Source organism: Zobellella iuensis, assembly GCF_016746085.1.
Lineage (GTDB): Bacteria > Pseudomonadota > Gammaproteobacteria > Enterobacterales > Aeromonadaceae > Oceanimonas > Oceanimonas iuensis.
The window spans coordinates 34,585-48,194 of the sequence record NZ_JAERTZ010000032.1 but is presented as its reverse complement, the minus strand read 5'-3'; the positions used below and the strand labels follow the sequence as shown (position 1 = coordinate 48,194).

Below are 13,610 nucleotides of genomic sequence, written 5' to 3'. Positions count from 1 at the left end.
GGCCTTGCGTCGGACCCGTATAGGTAAACCTTTGTTTTTTCATAAATTAAATGGATTCTCAGATGCGTCTGTTAACCCTGTTGAAAGCGGCTGCGCTCAGCCTGTTGCTGAGCGCCTGTGTGGCCCCCATGCTGGCCATGGGCCAGGGCCAGTTGATGTGGGCCCTGCTCAAACCCCTGGTGGGGCTGGACCCCAACACCACCAACCTGTTCGAGCAACCGGTGATCAAGACCCGGATGACTGGCCTGCTCGGGCCCCATTACGACACCACGGTGGACCTGCTGCGCACCGCGACCGAATTGCAGCAGGAAGGCCCGCTGTTCTACCTGGCTTCCCGTTATAGCCCGCTGGAAGGACCGGAGCGAGCCGGCTTGGTATGGAACTCGGAAACCAACCAGATGGCGGCCCTGCTCAATACCGGCGAGCAGACCAAGGTGTTCACCGAATCCCATACCGGCCGGGCGGCCGTATGGCCCGCCGCCATGCAGGACTGGCTGAACCACAACACGGCGCCGGCGCTGCTGCCCCTGGCCGGACCCGAGAGTTCCCCGCCGGCCACGGTACTGGCACCGCAGCAGTTGGCCCCGTCAGCCCAGGCCCTGCCGGCGGCAACCGGGGAGCCGCCCCTTGGCCAGCTACAGGCCGAACTGGCCGAAGCCAGGGCCAAGCTGCGGGCGGCGGAACAACAGCTGCAGCAGCTGGAAAGTGCCCCGGCTCCCAAGCCCGACAGCGCCTCCCCTGCGGCCGGCAACGACAAGGAAGCCGCCATGGAAGCCATGTTTAACGGCAACTGATCGGACCGGGCTCAGGCCAGGGCCTCCGGGGATACCGGCAGTATCTGGCCGGCGATATAGCGGCTCTCTCGGGAAGCGAGACAACGCATGGCCGATATCCTCCCTCCCCCCGCATGCCGGCTTGCACCGGCAAGGCGCCTCCCCATAGCCGGGATGCTAGATTTAAACAGTGTCCCCCTTGCCGGGGACAGCAGAGGAAAGCCTACGCCTTGCGGTTGCCGCCACCGGCGGCAGGGGTGGAAGAGGCTCCCCATCTCGACGAGGAAAAAACAGCATCCTCAGGAAGAGCACGAAACCGAGCCCGATTAGTCTCTACAGATGGAACAATGCCGCTGGCCAGGAGAACAAGGCGACATGGCAAGTCGCGCCAGGACAACACGGAGATGACCAGGATGGGCAGAAGCCGGAGGCCCCGTTTTATGGCCGATGCCATGCTGGGACGGCTGGCGCGCTGGCTGCGAGTGCTGGACTTCGACACCCGCTACCAGCCCGCCTTGACTGATCATCAACTGGTGGAATTGGCCAATGCCGAAGGGCGGATACTGCTCACCCGGGATAGGCACCTGGTGCGCTTTCTGCGCCCGGACCAGGCCTTGCTGCTCGGCTCCCAGGTCCCCCTGGTGCAGTTGCAGGAAGTGATCGGGGCCTGCCGGCTCCCACCGCCGCCGCGGCTGTTCCGCCGTTGCCTGCTGTGCAACACGCCCCTGTGCCCGGCCCGGCCCGAGGACCTGAGCGGCCGCCCGCCGCCTTTGCCGCCCGACGGCATGGCGCCGGTGTTCCAGTGCCCCCATTGCCGCCGCCTGTACTGGCCGGGCTCCCATACCCGGCGCATGCGCGAGGCGCTGCAACGGGCCCTGCCCGATTGGTTGCCCGGTGGCTAGCCCAGTCCGCCCAGGTTGACGTATTTGGTTTCCAGAAACTCCTCCAGGCCGATGCGGGCGCCTTCCCGGCCCAGGCCGGATTCCTTGACCCCGCCGAAGGGGGACACCTCGTTGGAGATGATGCCCTCGTTCACCCCCACCATGCCCGACTCCAGCGCCTCGGCCACCCGGAATACCCGGTTCAGATCCTTGGTGTAGAAGTAGGCGGCCAGGCCGAAGGGGGTGGCGTTGGCGCGGCGCACCGCCTCGGCCTCGTCCTGGAAGCGGAAACAGGCCGCCACCGGGCCGAAGGTTTCCTCCTGGGCCAGTTGCATGCCTTCGTGGGCCTCGCGGATCACGGTGGGCTGGTAGAAGGTGCCGCCAAGCTCATGACGTGCCCCGCCACACACCAGCTGGCCGCCCCGGGCCAGGGCGTCCGCCACATGGCGCTCCACCTTGGCCAGCGCCGCCGGGTTGATCAGCGGCCCCTGCTGGGCGCCGGGGGTCAGGCCCTCGGCCACCGTCATGGCGGACGCGGCCTCGGCCAGGCGGCTGACGAAGGCGTCGTAGATACCGTCTTGCACGAAGAAGCGGTTGACGCACACGCAGGTCTGGCCGGTGTTGCGGAACTTGGAGGCCAGGGCCCCGGCCACGGCCGCGTCCAGATCCGCATCGTCGAACACGATAAAGGGAGCGTTGCCGCCCAACTCCAGGGAGAGCTTCTTCACCGTGTCGGCGGCCCTGGCCATCAGCAGCTTGCCCACCCGGGTCGAGCCGGTGAAGGACAGCTTGCGCACCACCGGGCTCGCCATCATCGCCTCGCCGATGGCCGGGGCATCGCCGGACACCAGGTTGAGCACCCCGGGCGGCATGCCCGCCCGTTCCGCCAGCACCGCCAGGGCGTTGGCACAGAGGGGGGTTTCTTCCGAGGCCTTGGCCACGGCGGTGCAGCCGGCGGCGATGGCCGGCCCCACCTTGCGGGTGAGCATGGCGAAGGGAAAATTCCAAGGGGTGATGGCGGCGATCACGCCCACCGGCTCCTTCACCACCCAGAGCCGGTTTTCCTGCCTGGGGCTGGGGATGGTTTCGCCGTAGGCGCGCTTGGCTTCTTCCGCGAACCATTCGAGGAAGCTGGCGGCATAGGCCACCTCGCCCCTGGCCTCGGTCAGGGGCTTGCCCTGCTCCAGCACCATCAGTTCGGCCAGTTCATCCTGGTGCTGCATCATCAGTTCATACCAGCGGCGCAGCACGGCGCCCCGCTCCTTGGGCGTGGTCTTGCGCCAGCCGCCCAGGGCCCGCTCGGCGGCGGCGATGGCCTCGTCGGTTTCGGCGCCGCCGCAGCGGGCCACCTTGGCAATGACCTCGCCGCTGGCCGGGTTGCACACCTCGTAACTGTCGGGGGCGGTACGCCACTGGCCGTCACAATACCAGCCGGTTTGCCACAGGGGGTTGGAAGCGTCCATCTCGTTTCTCCTTCAGGGATGAATATGCAGCCATTGTTCTGCAGACAGTAACGTTAGGTTAATGGTGTGTATAGGGGCAAGCAGGATTCGGGGGTGGGACCAGCAGGGCGGAAGCCCGGCGCCGGAATAAGAAAAGGCCGGGAGGGTTCCCGGCCTTGCTACTGAGAGTGTTTCAGTTCGGCTTAGCTGCGTTCCGCCTGGGCGTCGGCAACCACTTCGTCACCCACGGCACCGGACTTGGCTTTCTTGTCCTTGACCCAGTGATCCGCGTTCTTGATGCCCAGCTTGGTGGGATCGAAGGTCGGATCCAGGCCCTTGGCCTTCTGCGCCTCGTAGTCCTTCAGGGCGATCAGCGCCGGCTTTTGCAGCAGCAGTATGGCGACGATGTTCAACCAGGCCATCAGGCCCACGCCGATGTCACCCAGGCCCCAGGCCAGCTCGGCAGTACGGACGGCACCATACACCACAGAGGCCATCAGCGCGATTTTGAGGGCGAAGATCAGCCAGGGACGGTGTACCTGACGGTTGATGTAGGCCACGTTGGTCTCGGCGATGTAGTAGTAGGCCAGTATGGTGGTGAAGGCGAAGAAGAACAGCGCCACCGCCACGAAGATGCTGCCGAAGCCAGGCATCACCGACTCGACCGCCGCCTGGGTGTAACCCGGGCCGGCAGACACGCCCGGCAGTTTTTCGACGATGGCTTCGCCGGCCTTGCCCATGACGTTGTAGGCACCGGTGATGATCACCATAAAGGCGGTAGCGGTACAAACGAACAGGGTGTCGATGTACACGGAGAAGCTCTGCACCAGACCCTGCTTGGCCGGGTGGGACACCTCGGCGGCGGCGGCGGCGTGAGGACCGGTACCCTGGCCCGCTTCGTTGGAGTAGATACCGCGCTTCACGCCCCACTCGATGGCCAGGCCCAGGATGGCACCGAAACCGGCCTGCAGGCCGAAGGCGCTACCCACGATCAGGCTGATCACGCTGGGCAGTTGGCTGACGTTCATGATGATGATCACGAAGGCCACCAGGACGTAACCCAGCGCCATAAAGGGCACCACCACCTGGGTGAAGTGGGCGATACGCTTGATACCACCGAAGATGATCAGGCCCAGCAGCACTACCACAGCGGCGGCAGACACTGAAGTGGGAATGCCGAAGGCATTCTCGATACCGGAAGCGATACTGTTGGCCTGTACGCCCGGCAGCAGCAGACCGCAGCCGATGATGGTGGCGAAGGCGAAGATCCAGGCGAACCACTTGATGCCCAGGCCTTTCTCGATGTAGTAGGCGGGACCACCACGATACAGTCCGTTGTCGTCTTTTTCCTTGTAGATCTGCGCCAGGGTGGACTCGATAAAGGCGGTACCGGCACCCAGGAAGGCCACGACCCACATCCAGAACACGGCGCCGGGACCACCGAAGGTGATGGCGGTGGCCACACCGGCGATGTTACCTGTACCTACCCGGCCGGACAGCGACAGTGCCAGGGCCTGGAAGGAAGAAATACCGGCGGGAGAGGATTCGCCCTTGAACATCAGGCGGACCATTTCTTTGATGTGACGGACTTGCAGGAAGCGGGTACGCAGAGAGAAGTACAGACCCACACCCAGACACAGATAGATCAGGGGCAGGCTCCAGATATAACCATTAATTGCATCGACTAATGCACTCATACTAACGTCCTTTGTTCTGATTTAGGATGTCCGCTCGCGCAGAACATTGTCCTGACAGGGGCTTTTGATTAACGATTAAACAAGGTCCAACCGGTAAGTGGAGAGAAAATTACTCCGCTATCCGCCCCAGTACAAGTAGGGCTACCGATTAGAATTTCTTATCGATAGCCGGCCAGTTGATTAACAACAGGGCAACAGCCTGCCTCAACCCGGTTATCCTGCTTATACCCCAGTCTTGCGACCAACTTCAACTCATTGTTTTTAAAGAAATAAAACAAGAACACCCGATTTACATTCCGGCTTCACAAAAGCCTCCCCTCGTTTACATAAGGTAAAAACTGTCTGGGTTTTGCCACCGGTACAATTTTAAAATATGTAAGCAATATCACATTTTCATTTACTAAAAAGTAAGCGGTTGTAAGTGTAATTAACAAGCCATGCACCAAGACAACCATTTTTAATGAATAAAAAATCAACCAGAGCAGTAGAAAGTATCGGCACAGCGGCATACCTAGCCCAGGCTCCACCCCAGGAACCCAGCCGTCAAAAATTAACAACATTAGAGTAAAAAGGTAAATTATGGGGCTTTTCCACGGACAGCTCCGTGGCCGTGCCGGCTCGAATTTATGGGTGCCATGCGGGAAGTCCAGGCGATAGGAGGGCCCACCAATACACTCGCGGCCCAGCTCCGGCCACCTGACACCCCCTCTAACGGGGAAAAACCGCCACCTGCCGCTGCCAGCGCTGTTGCAGGCTAGGCAGTGACATGGCCCCGAACAGAGCCTGGGAAGCCTGGCTGTACCAGGCCCAGGACTGGTTGCCGTAGTCGAAGTGCCACCACTCGCTGGGCAGGTTGGTGAAGCCGGCGCGGATCATTACGCTGTGCAGCAGGCGGCGGTTCTCGATCACCTCCGCCTCCCGCGGGCCGGGCCGGGCCACCGCCTCGAAGGCGGCGCTGTAGGACCAGGGGCTGATGTCGTCGAACTCGGTGCCCATGTCGAGCAGCCGGCCTTCGCCGTCGCACAGGGTCACGTCGACGGAGCCGCCGGTCAGATGCGGGCTGGGGGCGCACGGATCGGCGCTGGGCGGGGCCACGAAGTGGCGGGCCCGGGCCTGGTGCTCGGCCTCGCTGCCGGCCGGATCATGGTCGCGCAGGGCCGCCAACAGGGTGTCGTACAGGTACTGCTGTACCGCCAGCGGGCGCCAGCCGTCCAGCACCACCAGCTCGATGCCGGCCGGCAACAGCCGGGCCGCCTGCTGCAGTCGGGTCAACACCGAAGCACGCACATGGCACTCGGCCAGGGCGCCCGGCACCCCCAGGTGAAAATAGGCCGGGTAGACCCGGATGGGCGAGGAAACCAGGCCGAGCGGCACCAGCGGATCGCCCACCTCCTCGATGGGCAGGGACTGCAGCCGGCTCCAGTCCGGCTCGGGATGGGAAGGGATCGGCTGGGACAGGAAATTCATAGGGACTCGCGACGCAGGTGAGAATGTCCCAGACTGGCCAATGCCGGCCGTTTTTGCAAGCCCGCCGTCAGTCCCCCTGTTCGGGCCGGGCCGCCCGGGCCTGGTAACGCTGCATCAGCCAGCCGCCGCCCAGGCTCAGCAACACGATGCGCACCACATGGTGGAAGATCACCCAGGAGGGCTCCTCGCCGGTGACCAGCGCCAGATAGATCATCGCCTCCAGCCCGCCCGGGGCATAGGCCAGCCACACCTGGAACACCGACAGATCCAGTTGCCAGGCCACCAGCCCGGCCCACAGCAGGGACACCAGCGAGCTGGCCAGGCAGATCACCAGGCCGATGCCCAGCAGCCCGGCCAGCTCCCGCGCTGGCAAGGGGCGGATGCGGCAGCCCAGCAGGGCGCCGAGCAGCAGCATGGACAGGGGCAGCATCCAGCCGGCCAGCACCATGTCCTGGGGTTGCTGGGCGGCGAAGACGCCCCCCACCAGCATGCCGCCCAGCAGCGGGCTCACCGGCAGCCGCAGGCGGCGCAGGCCCCGCCCCAGCAGCAGGGCGACGGCCAGCAGCAGCAGGCTGAGCCCGTGGGACAGGGCCTGTTCGCCGGGCAGCGGCACCTGGTTGACCCAGCCCAGCCAGAGCACCAGGGTGACGCCGCTTACCAGCAGCATCACCCGCACCGTCTGCGACAGCACCACCCGCAGCGGATTGTCGAGCTCCGACGCCAGCGCCGCCATCACCGACAAGGCCCCCGGCGAGGCCGCCAGCATGGCCTCTTCCCGGGACCAGCCGAGCCGGCGCAGCAGCCCCTGCACCAGGGGTAACTGGGTAGCCAGGCACAGCAGCAGGCCGCCCAGGCTGATCAGCAGGGAAGATCCCGCCGGCAATTCGGTGCTGATGCGCAGGCCCACGCTCAGGCCCAGCACCAGTTGCACCAGTTCGAGGCTGTACGGCGGCACCCGGGTGGCGAGACCACGCATGGAGCAGAAGGCCACCAGCACCATGGCGCCGACCAGCCAGTCGGAAGGAAAGCCGAGCCCGTGGGCGGCACCGCCCCCCACCCCCGCCAGCAGCAGCGTCAGAAGGATAGATCGCATCAAGGTATCCGGGCCGGCCACTTCCTGTGCCCGGCCTGTTCAGGCATGGGCGGCCGGAGAAGATCCCGTTCGCAGCGGGCCGCCGGGAGAAAACAGGAAAGGCGATTATTTCTCTTTCTCGGTCAAAGCTCAACCAGGACTAGAGCAGCAGGCCGCCGAACACAAAGCCCAGCATCACGCTCACCGCTATGGTCACCACCCCGGGCACGAAGAAAGGATGGTTGAACACCGCCTTGCCGATGCGGGTGGAGCCGGTGTCGTCCATTTCCACCGCCGCCAGCAGGGTCGGATAGGTGGGCAGCACGAAGAGCGCGCTGACCGCCGCGAAGGAGGCCACCGCGGTCAGCGGATCCACGCCGATGGCCAGCGCCGCCGGCATCAGCGCCTTGGTGGTGGCGCCCTGGGAATAGAGCAGCATGGAGGCGAAGAACAGGGTCACCGCCAGCAGCCAGGAATAGGTTTCGAGCAGACCGCCGGCGACCAGCTTGATGTCGTCGATATGGTTGGACACGAAGGTATCCCCCAGCCAGGCCACCCCCAGCACGCAGACACAGGCCGACATGCCGGACCTGAAGGTGGCCATATTGGAAATGTGGCTCGCATCCAGCTTGCAACCCAGGGTGATGGCCCCGGCGGCAGTCAACATGAAGATCATGATGGCCGCATCCCGCGGCAGCACCGGGTTGGCGATCAGCCCCACCTTGTCGGAAATGGCGGTGGCGTAGAGCACCACGGCGCCGATGGCCAGCAGGAAGTAGAGCACCGAGCGCCGGGCCCCCGCCTTGATCTCGACGGCGCTCCCGCCCCGGAGCCTGACCAGCCCCTTGGCCAGTCGCTCCCGGTACACCGGATCCTCCGCCAGCGGCGCCCCCAGCCGGTTGGCCACCAGGGCGCCGACCAGGCAGGCCAGGAAGGTGGCGGGAATACAGATGGCCAGCAGGGTCAGGTAGTCCACCCCCAGGGGCTCGAGGATGCCGGAAAAGAACACCACCGCCGCCGAAATGGGCGAGGCGGTAATGGCTATCTGGGAGGCCACCACCGCGATGCTGAGCGGGCGGGACGGGCGTATGCCCTGCTCCTTGGCCACCTCGGCGATCACCGGCAGGGTGGAAAAGGCGGTGTGGCCGGTGCCGGCGAACAGGGTCATGCTGTAGGTGACCACCGGCGCCAGAAAGGTGATGTATTTGGGATGGCGGCGCAGCAGCCGCTCGGCCAGGCTGACCAGGTAGTCCATGCCGCCGGCCAGCTGCATGGCGGCGATGGCGGTGATCACCGACATGATGATCAGGATCACCTCCACCGGAATGGCGCCGGGAGTCAGCCCCAGCCCCAGGGTCAGCACCAGTACCCCCAGGCCGCCGGCGAAGCCGATGCCGATACTGCCCATCCTGGCGCCCAGGGTGATGGCCGCCAGCACAATCAACAACTCGAACACTATCATTTCCACTCTCCCGCCGACCGACCCGCCTCCCTGCCGGTGATGAGCAGCATAAAAACGGGCTCCGTCTCGAGCCCGTCGCTTCAGGGTTAGTCCAGGGCCCGCGCGTAGCGCCTGGCCCGGTATTGGGGCCGCATCAGGTTGTCGATGGACAGGATGTCGTCGAGCTGCTCGGGGGTGAGCAGGCCCCGCTCCAGCACCACTTCGCGCACCCCCTTGCCGGTTCTGGCGCAGATCTTGCCGACGATATCGCCCTCATGATGGCCGATATAGGGATTGAGGTAGGTGACGAGACCGATGGAGTGGAGCACATAGTCCCGGCACACCTCGGGGTTGGCGGTAATGCCGGTCACGCACTTGTCGCGCAGGGCCACGCAGGCCTTTTCCATCAGGTTGAGGGATTCGAACATGGACTGGGCGATCACCGGCTCCATCACGTTCAGCTGCAGCTGGCCGCCCTCGGCGGCCAGGGTGACGGTGACGTCGTTGCCGATCACCTTGAAGGCGGCCTGGTTGACCACCTCCGGGATCACCGGATTGACCTTGGCCGGCATGATGGAGGAGCCCGCCTGCAGCTCGGGCAGGTTGATCTCGTTGAGCCCGGCGCGGGGCCCGGAAGACAGCAGCCGCAGATCGTTGCAGATCTTCGACAGCTTCACCGCCAGCCGTTTGAAGGCGCTGTGCAGCATCACGTAGGCGCCGCAGTCGGAGGTGGCTTCAATCAAGTCCTCCGCCGGTACATAGGCCTGGCCGGTGATCTCCGCCAGTTTGGCGATGGCCAGGCGGGAATATTCCGGCGGGGTGTTGAGCCCGGTGCCGATGGCGGTGGCCCCCAGGTTGACCTCCAGTAGCAGCTCCCGGCACAGGCGGATGCTTTTCACTTCCTCGCGCAGGGTGACGGCGAAGGCATGGAATTCCTGGCCCAGGCTCATGGGCACCGCGTCCTGTAGCTGGGTGCGTCCCATCTTGAGGATGTCCGCAAATGCCAGTGCCTTGGCCTCGAACGCCTCGATCAACCGCTCGAGGGCCGCCAGCAGGTGTTCGCAGCTGTGGAACAGGGCCACCCGAAAGCCGGTGGGATAGGCGTCGTTGGTGGACTGGCACTTGTTGACGTGATCGTTGGGGTTGACCACGTCGTAGCGGCCCTTGGGCAGGCCCATCAGCTCCAGGGCGATATTGGCCAGCACCTCGTTGGTGTTCATGTTGACCGAAGTGCCCGCCCCGCCCTGAAAGACGTCGATGGGAAACTGATCGAAACCCTTGCCGGTGCTCAGCATCAGGTCGCAGGCGTCCACTATCTGGTCGGCAATGCGCGGCTCTATGGTGCCCAGTTCGCCGTTGGCCAGGGCCGCCGCCTTCTTGGTCAGCACCATGCCGCGCACCAGATCGGGAAAATCGGAAATTTTCTGGCTGCTCAGGCGGAAATTGTCCAGCGCCCGCTGGGTATGGATGCCGTAGTAATGGTGGTTGTCCACCGCCAGGGTACCCAGCAGGTCTTCTTCGATACGAACGGGGATCATGTCGCTCATGGTTGTCCGGCCTCGGCGTTATTATGAATTGGCGGGCCCGGTGCATTCTGCCCCCGGGCATGGCCTCATGCTACCCCCAAGGGGGTAAGCAAAGATTGATCCAGGGCACTAAAGGGACCGATACCGGAAGCGGCGAGCGTGATCTCCCTCCCCGGCTTAACCTTTTTTCTTCTTGCAGCGCCCCTGCACGGCCTTGAACCTGGGGTTGCTCTTGCAGATAACGTAGAGCCGCCCACGACGGCGCACTATCTGGCAATCCGGATGACGCTGTTTGGCACTTTTCAGGGAGTTGACCACCTGCATTACTTGATTCCCCCGCTCGCCATGCCCTTGAAGCGGCGCTGGAACTGGCGCACCCGCCCTTCGGCCGCCACCGTCCGCTGCTGGCCGGTATAGAAGGGGTGGGAGGCGGAGGACACGTCCAGCCGGACCAGGGGGTAGTGCTTGCCGTCCGACCAGAGGATGCTCTCCTGGGAATTCATGGTGGAGCCGACCTTGAAGTAAGTGTCGGCCGAGGCGTCGTGGAAAACGACCTGGCGGTATTCGGGGTGAATGCCGGTTTTCATTGAGGGATCTCCGTGTGGGCAATGAAGCAACTGTTATAACATAACAATACCGCTAATGATAATAATTGTTGTTCGTCTTTTTATCTATACCGAATTCCCCTGCCGGAAACAAAAGCACCGGTGCGGACGGAAGCATGCCATGACCCACGTCAAGGCAGTCCCGAGCAATTACTACTAAAGTGGTGCCCAGTGATTCCCAGCTACAGGAGAGACCTGTGCAAACCCTGACCCTCGATATCGCCGTGGTCGGCGCCGGCGGCGCCGGCCTCAGGGCCGCCATCGCCGCCGCCGAGGCGGATCCCTCGTTGCGGGTGGCCCTGCTGTCCAAGGTCTACCCCATGCGCTCCCATACGGTGGCGGCGGAAGGCGGCGCGGCCGCCGTGATCAAGGACGAAGACAGCCTGGACCAGCACTTCGACGACACCGTTTCCGGCGGCGACTGGCTGTGCGAGCAGGACGTGGTCGAGCGCTTCGTGGCCGAATGCCCGCGGGAAATGACCCAGATGGAATTATGGGGTTGCCCCTGGAGCCGCAAGGACGACGGCAGCGTCAACGTGCGCCGCTTCGGCGGCATGAAAACCGAGCGCACCTGGTTTGCCGCCGACAAGACCGGCTTCCACCTGCTGCATACCCTGTTCCAGACCTCGATAAAGTACCCGCAGATCAAGCGCTTCGACGAGTTCTTCGTGCTCGACCTGGTGGTGGTCGAAGGCCGGGTGCAGGGCCTGGTGGCGCTGCACCTGGCCGAAGGGGAGCTGGTGCTGATCCGCGCCCGGGCGGTGATCCTGGCCACCGGCGGCGCCGCCCGGGTGTTCCGCTACAACACCAACGGCGGCATCGTCACCGGCGACGGCATGGCCATGGCCTACCGCCACGGCGTGCCCCTGCGCGACATGGAGTTCGTGCAGTACCACCCCACCGGCTTGCCCGGCTCCGGCATACTGATGACCGAGGGCTGCCGGGGCGAGGGCGGCATACTGCTCAACCGCCACGGCTACCGTTACCTGCAGGACTACGGCCTGGGCCCGGAAACCCCGCTCGGCGAGCCCAGAAACAAGTACATGGAGCTGGGCCCGCGGGACAAGGTGTCCCAGGCCTTCTGGCACGAGCTGCAGAAGGGCAACACCCTCTCCCACCCCCTGGGCGAGGTGGTGCACCTGGATCTGCGCCACCTGGGCGAGAAAAAACTGAAAGAGCGGCTGCCCTTTATCTGCGAGCTGGCCAAGGCCTATGTCAACGTGGATCCGGTGAAGGAGCCTATTCCCATCCGCCCCACCGCCCACTACACCATGGGCGGCATAGAGGTGGACAAAGAGAGCCAGACCCGCATCCGGGGCCTGTTCGCGGTGGGCGAATGCGCCTCCAGCGGACTCCACGGCGCCAACCGGCTGGGCTCCAACTCGCTGGCCGAGCTGCTGGTGTTCGGCCGTCAGGCCGGGGAAGCGGCGGCCCGGCTGGCGGCGGAGCAGCGCCCCTTCGACGAGGCGGCCATCGCCGCCGAGGCGGGACGGGTGCAGTCCGGGGTCGAGGCGCTCAGGCAACAGCGGGGGGATCAGAACTGGGCCGACATCCGCGACGAACTGGGCCGGACCATGGAGGAAGGCTGCGGCATCTATCGCAGCGAGGATCTGATGCAGGCCACCATCGACAAGATTGCCGAGCTGAAGGCGCGCTACCGCCATATCGCCATCCGGGACCCGGGCCGGGTGTTCAACACCGACTTGATCGGCGCCATCGAACTCGGCTACTGCCTGGACGTGGCCGAGGCCATGGCCCACAGCGCCATCCGGCGCAAGGAATCCCGCGGCGCCCACCAGCGGCTGGACGAGGGCTGCCGGGAGCGGGACGACGAGCGCTACCTCAAGCATACCCTGGCCCACTACCGGGCCGACGGCGCGCCCGACATCGGCTACAGCGAGGTCTGCATCACCCGTTCGCGGCCGGCCAAACGGGTTTATGGCGCCGAAGCGGAACAAGGGGAGAAAGCCCGATGAGCCAGCTGAAAACCGTGCAGATACTGCGCTACGATCCGGAGCGGGACGACGAGCCCCACCTGGAGCGCTACGACATCCCCTGGAACGACACCACCTCGGTGCTGGACGCCCTCAACCATATCAAGGACCAGATAGACCCCAGCCTGACGTTCCGCTGGTCCTGCCGCATGGCCATCTGCGGCTCCTGCGGCTTTATGGTCAACGGCGTGCCCAAACTCGGCTGCAAGACCTTTCTGCGGGACTACGACGAACTGCGCATCGAGCCGCTGGAGAACTACCCCATCGAAAAGGATCTGGTGGTGGATCTGGCCCCCTTCGTGGAGCGGATCGAAGCCATCAAGCCCTATATCATCGGCAACGACAGAACCGTGGAGCAGGGGCCCAATACCCAGACCCCGGCCCAGATGGACGCCTACCACGGTTTTTCCCAGTGCATCAACTGCGGCCTGTGCTATGCCGCCTGCCCCCAGGTGGGGCTCAACCCCCGCTTCCTCGGGCCGGCGGCCATCACCCTGGCCCGCCGCTACAACCTGGACAGCCGGGACCAGGGCCGGCACGAGCGGATGAAGCTTATCAACGGCGACGACGGCGCCTGGGGCTGTACCTTCGTGGGCTATTGCTCCGAGGTCTGCCCGAAGGAGGTGGACCCGGCCGCCGCCGTCAACCAGAGCAAGATAGACTCGGGCGTCAATTACCTGCTGGCCGCCCTGCGCCGCAACTGAGGGGGAAA

12 protein-coding genes are annotated in these 13,610 nt (G+C 64.6%); 4 read left to right on the top strand and 8 right to left on the bottom strand.

Features of this window, described 5'->3' with window-relative positions:
* Window positions 1–62 precede the first annotated feature (62 nt).
* Window positions 63–794 carry an Ivy family c-type lysozyme inhibitor gene (locus JKV55_RS20300; protein ID WP_202088242.1) on the top strand — a complete coding sequence of 244 codons (732 nt, stop codon included), beginning with the start codon at window positions 63–65 and terminating at the stop codon, window positions 792–794.
* A gap of 392 nt (window positions 795–1,186) precedes the next feature.
* A complete protein-coding gene (locus JKV55_RS17880; RefSeq protein ID WP_202088241.1) occupies window positions 1,187–1,675 on the top strand; it encodes a Mut7-C RNAse domain-containing protein in 489 nt (162 codons plus the stop codon).
* Here the strand turns inward: JKV55_RS17880 and JKV55_RS17875 are convergent.
* From JKV55_RS17875 to JKV55_RS17840, 8 genes are all read right to left on the bottom strand, one after another.
* Window positions 1,672–3,117, bottom strand: a complete 1,446-nt coding sequence (locus tag JKV55_RS17875; protein WP_202088240.1) for an NAD-dependent succinate-semialdehyde dehydrogenase — start codon at window positions 3,115–3,117, stop codon at window positions 1,672–1,674. The two genes, JKV55_RS17880 and JKV55_RS17875, sit on opposite strands and share 4 nt — an antisense overlap.
* Window positions 3,118–3,299: 182 nt before the next feature.
* Complete coding sequence (locus tag JKV55_RS17870; RefSeq protein WP_202088239.1) at window positions 3,300–4,793, bottom strand: alanine/glycine:cation symporter family protein; 1,494 nt, start codon at window positions 4,791–4,793, stop codon at window positions 3,300–3,302.
* 708 nt (window positions 4,794–5,501) lie between these two features.
* Entirely contained in the window at window positions 5,502–6,260 is a 759-nt protein-coding gene (locus tag JKV55_RS17865) for a M15 family metallopeptidase (RefSeq protein WP_202088238.1), read from the bottom strand.
* Window positions 6,261–6,327: 67 nt separating this feature from the next.
* The gene (locus tag JKV55_RS17860) at window positions 6,328–7,353 is read right to left on the bottom strand and encodes an AbrB family transcriptional regulator (protein ID WP_202088237.1); all 1,026 of its coding nucleotides are present in this window, start codon (window positions 7,351–7,353) and stop codon (window positions 6,328–6,330) included.
* 139 nt (window positions 7,354–7,492) lie between these two features.
* Window positions 7,493–8,794, bottom strand: a complete 1,302-nt coding sequence (locus tag JKV55_RS17855) for an anaerobic C4-dicarboxylate transporter (protein WP_202088230.1) — start codon at window positions 8,792–8,794, stop codon at window positions 7,493–7,495.
* A gap of 86 nt (window positions 8,795–8,880) precedes the next feature.
* On the bottom strand, window positions 8,881–10,320 hold the full coding sequence (gene aspA, locus JKV55_RS17850; RefSeq protein WP_202088229.1) for an aspartate ammonia-lyase: 1,440 nt from the start codon (window positions 10,318–10,320) through the stop codon (window positions 8,881–8,883).
* 156 nt (window positions 10,321–10,476) lie between these two features.
* Window positions 10,477–10,623: a type B 50S ribosomal protein L36 gene (gene ykgO, locus JKV55_RS17845; RefSeq protein WP_202088228.1), complete on the bottom strand. Its 147-nt coding sequence runs from the start codon at window positions 10,621–10,623 to the stop codon at window positions 10,477–10,479.
* Window positions 10,623–10,886, bottom strand: a complete 264-nt coding sequence (locus tag JKV55_RS17840) for a type B 50S ribosomal protein L31 (RefSeq protein ID WP_202088227.1) — start codon at window positions 10,884–10,886, stop codon at window positions 10,623–10,625. The genes ykgO and JKV55_RS17840 overlap by 1 nt, the downstream gene beginning before the upstream one ends.
* Before the next feature lie 215 nt (window positions 10,887–11,101).
* Between JKV55_RS17840 and frdA the strand changes: the two genes are divergently transcribed.
* Window positions 11,102–12,880 (top strand): fumarate reductase (quinol) flavoprotein subunit, encoded by a 1,779-nt coding sequence (frdA, locus tag JKV55_RS17835; protein ID WP_202088224.1) that lies wholly within the window; start codon window positions 11,102–11,104, stop codon window positions 12,878–12,880.
* Window positions 12,877–13,602, top strand: a complete 726-nt coding sequence (locus tag JKV55_RS17830; RefSeq protein ID WP_202088222.1) for a succinate dehydrogenase/fumarate reductase iron-sulfur subunit — start codon at window positions 12,877–12,879, stop codon at window positions 13,600–13,602. The genes frdA and JKV55_RS17830 overlap by 4 nt, the downstream gene beginning before the upstream one ends.
* The last annotated feature ends 8 nt before the right edge of the window (window positions 13,603–13,610 follow it).

Excerpts from the sequence above, each read along its gene's own strand:
- JKV55_RS17865 (WP_202088238.1), bottom strand. The coding sequence starts at position 6,260 with ATGAATTTCCTGTCCCAGCCGATCCCTTCCCATCCCGAGCCGGACTGG.
- JKV55_RS20300 (WP_202088242.1), top strand. The coding sequence starts at position 63 with ATGCGTCTGTTAACCCTGTTGAAAGCGGCTGCGCTCAGCCTGTTGCTG.
- JKV55_RS17870 (WP_202088239.1), bottom strand. The coding sequence starts at position 4,793 with ATGAGTGCATTAGTCGATGCAATTAATGGTTATATCTGGAGCCTGCCC.
- aspA (WP_202088229.1), bottom strand. The coding sequence starts at position 10,320 with ATGAGCGACATGATCCCCGTTCGTATCGAAGAAGACCTGCTGGGTACC.
- JKV55_RS17860 (WP_202088237.1), bottom strand. The coding sequence starts at position 7,353 with ATGCGATCTATCCTTCTGACGCTGCTGCTGGCGGGGGTGGGGGGCGGT.
- ykgO (WP_202088228.1), bottom strand. The coding sequence starts at position 10,623 with ATGCAGGTGGTCAACTCCCTGAAAAGTGCCAAACAGCGTCATCCGGAT.
- JKV55_RS17875 (WP_202088240.1), bottom strand. The coding sequence starts at position 3,117 with ATGGACGCTTCCAACCCCCTGTGGCAAACCGGCTGGTATTGTGACGGC.
- JKV55_RS17855 (WP_202088230.1), bottom strand. The coding sequence starts at position 8,794 with ATGATAGTGTTCGAGTTGTTGATTGTGCTGGCGGCCATCACCCTGGGC.
- JKV55_RS17880 (WP_202088241.1), top strand. The coding sequence starts at position 1,187 with ATGGGCAGAAGCCGGAGGCCCCGTTTTATGGCCGATGCCATGCTGGGA.
- JKV55_RS17830 (WP_202088222.1), top strand. The coding sequence starts at position 12,877 with ATGAGCCAGCTGAAAACCGTGCAGATACTGCGCTACGATCCGGAGCGG.
- JKV55_RS17840 (WP_202088227.1), bottom strand. The coding sequence starts at position 10,886 with ATGAAAACCGGCATTCACCCCGAATACCGCCAGGTCGTTTTCCACGAC.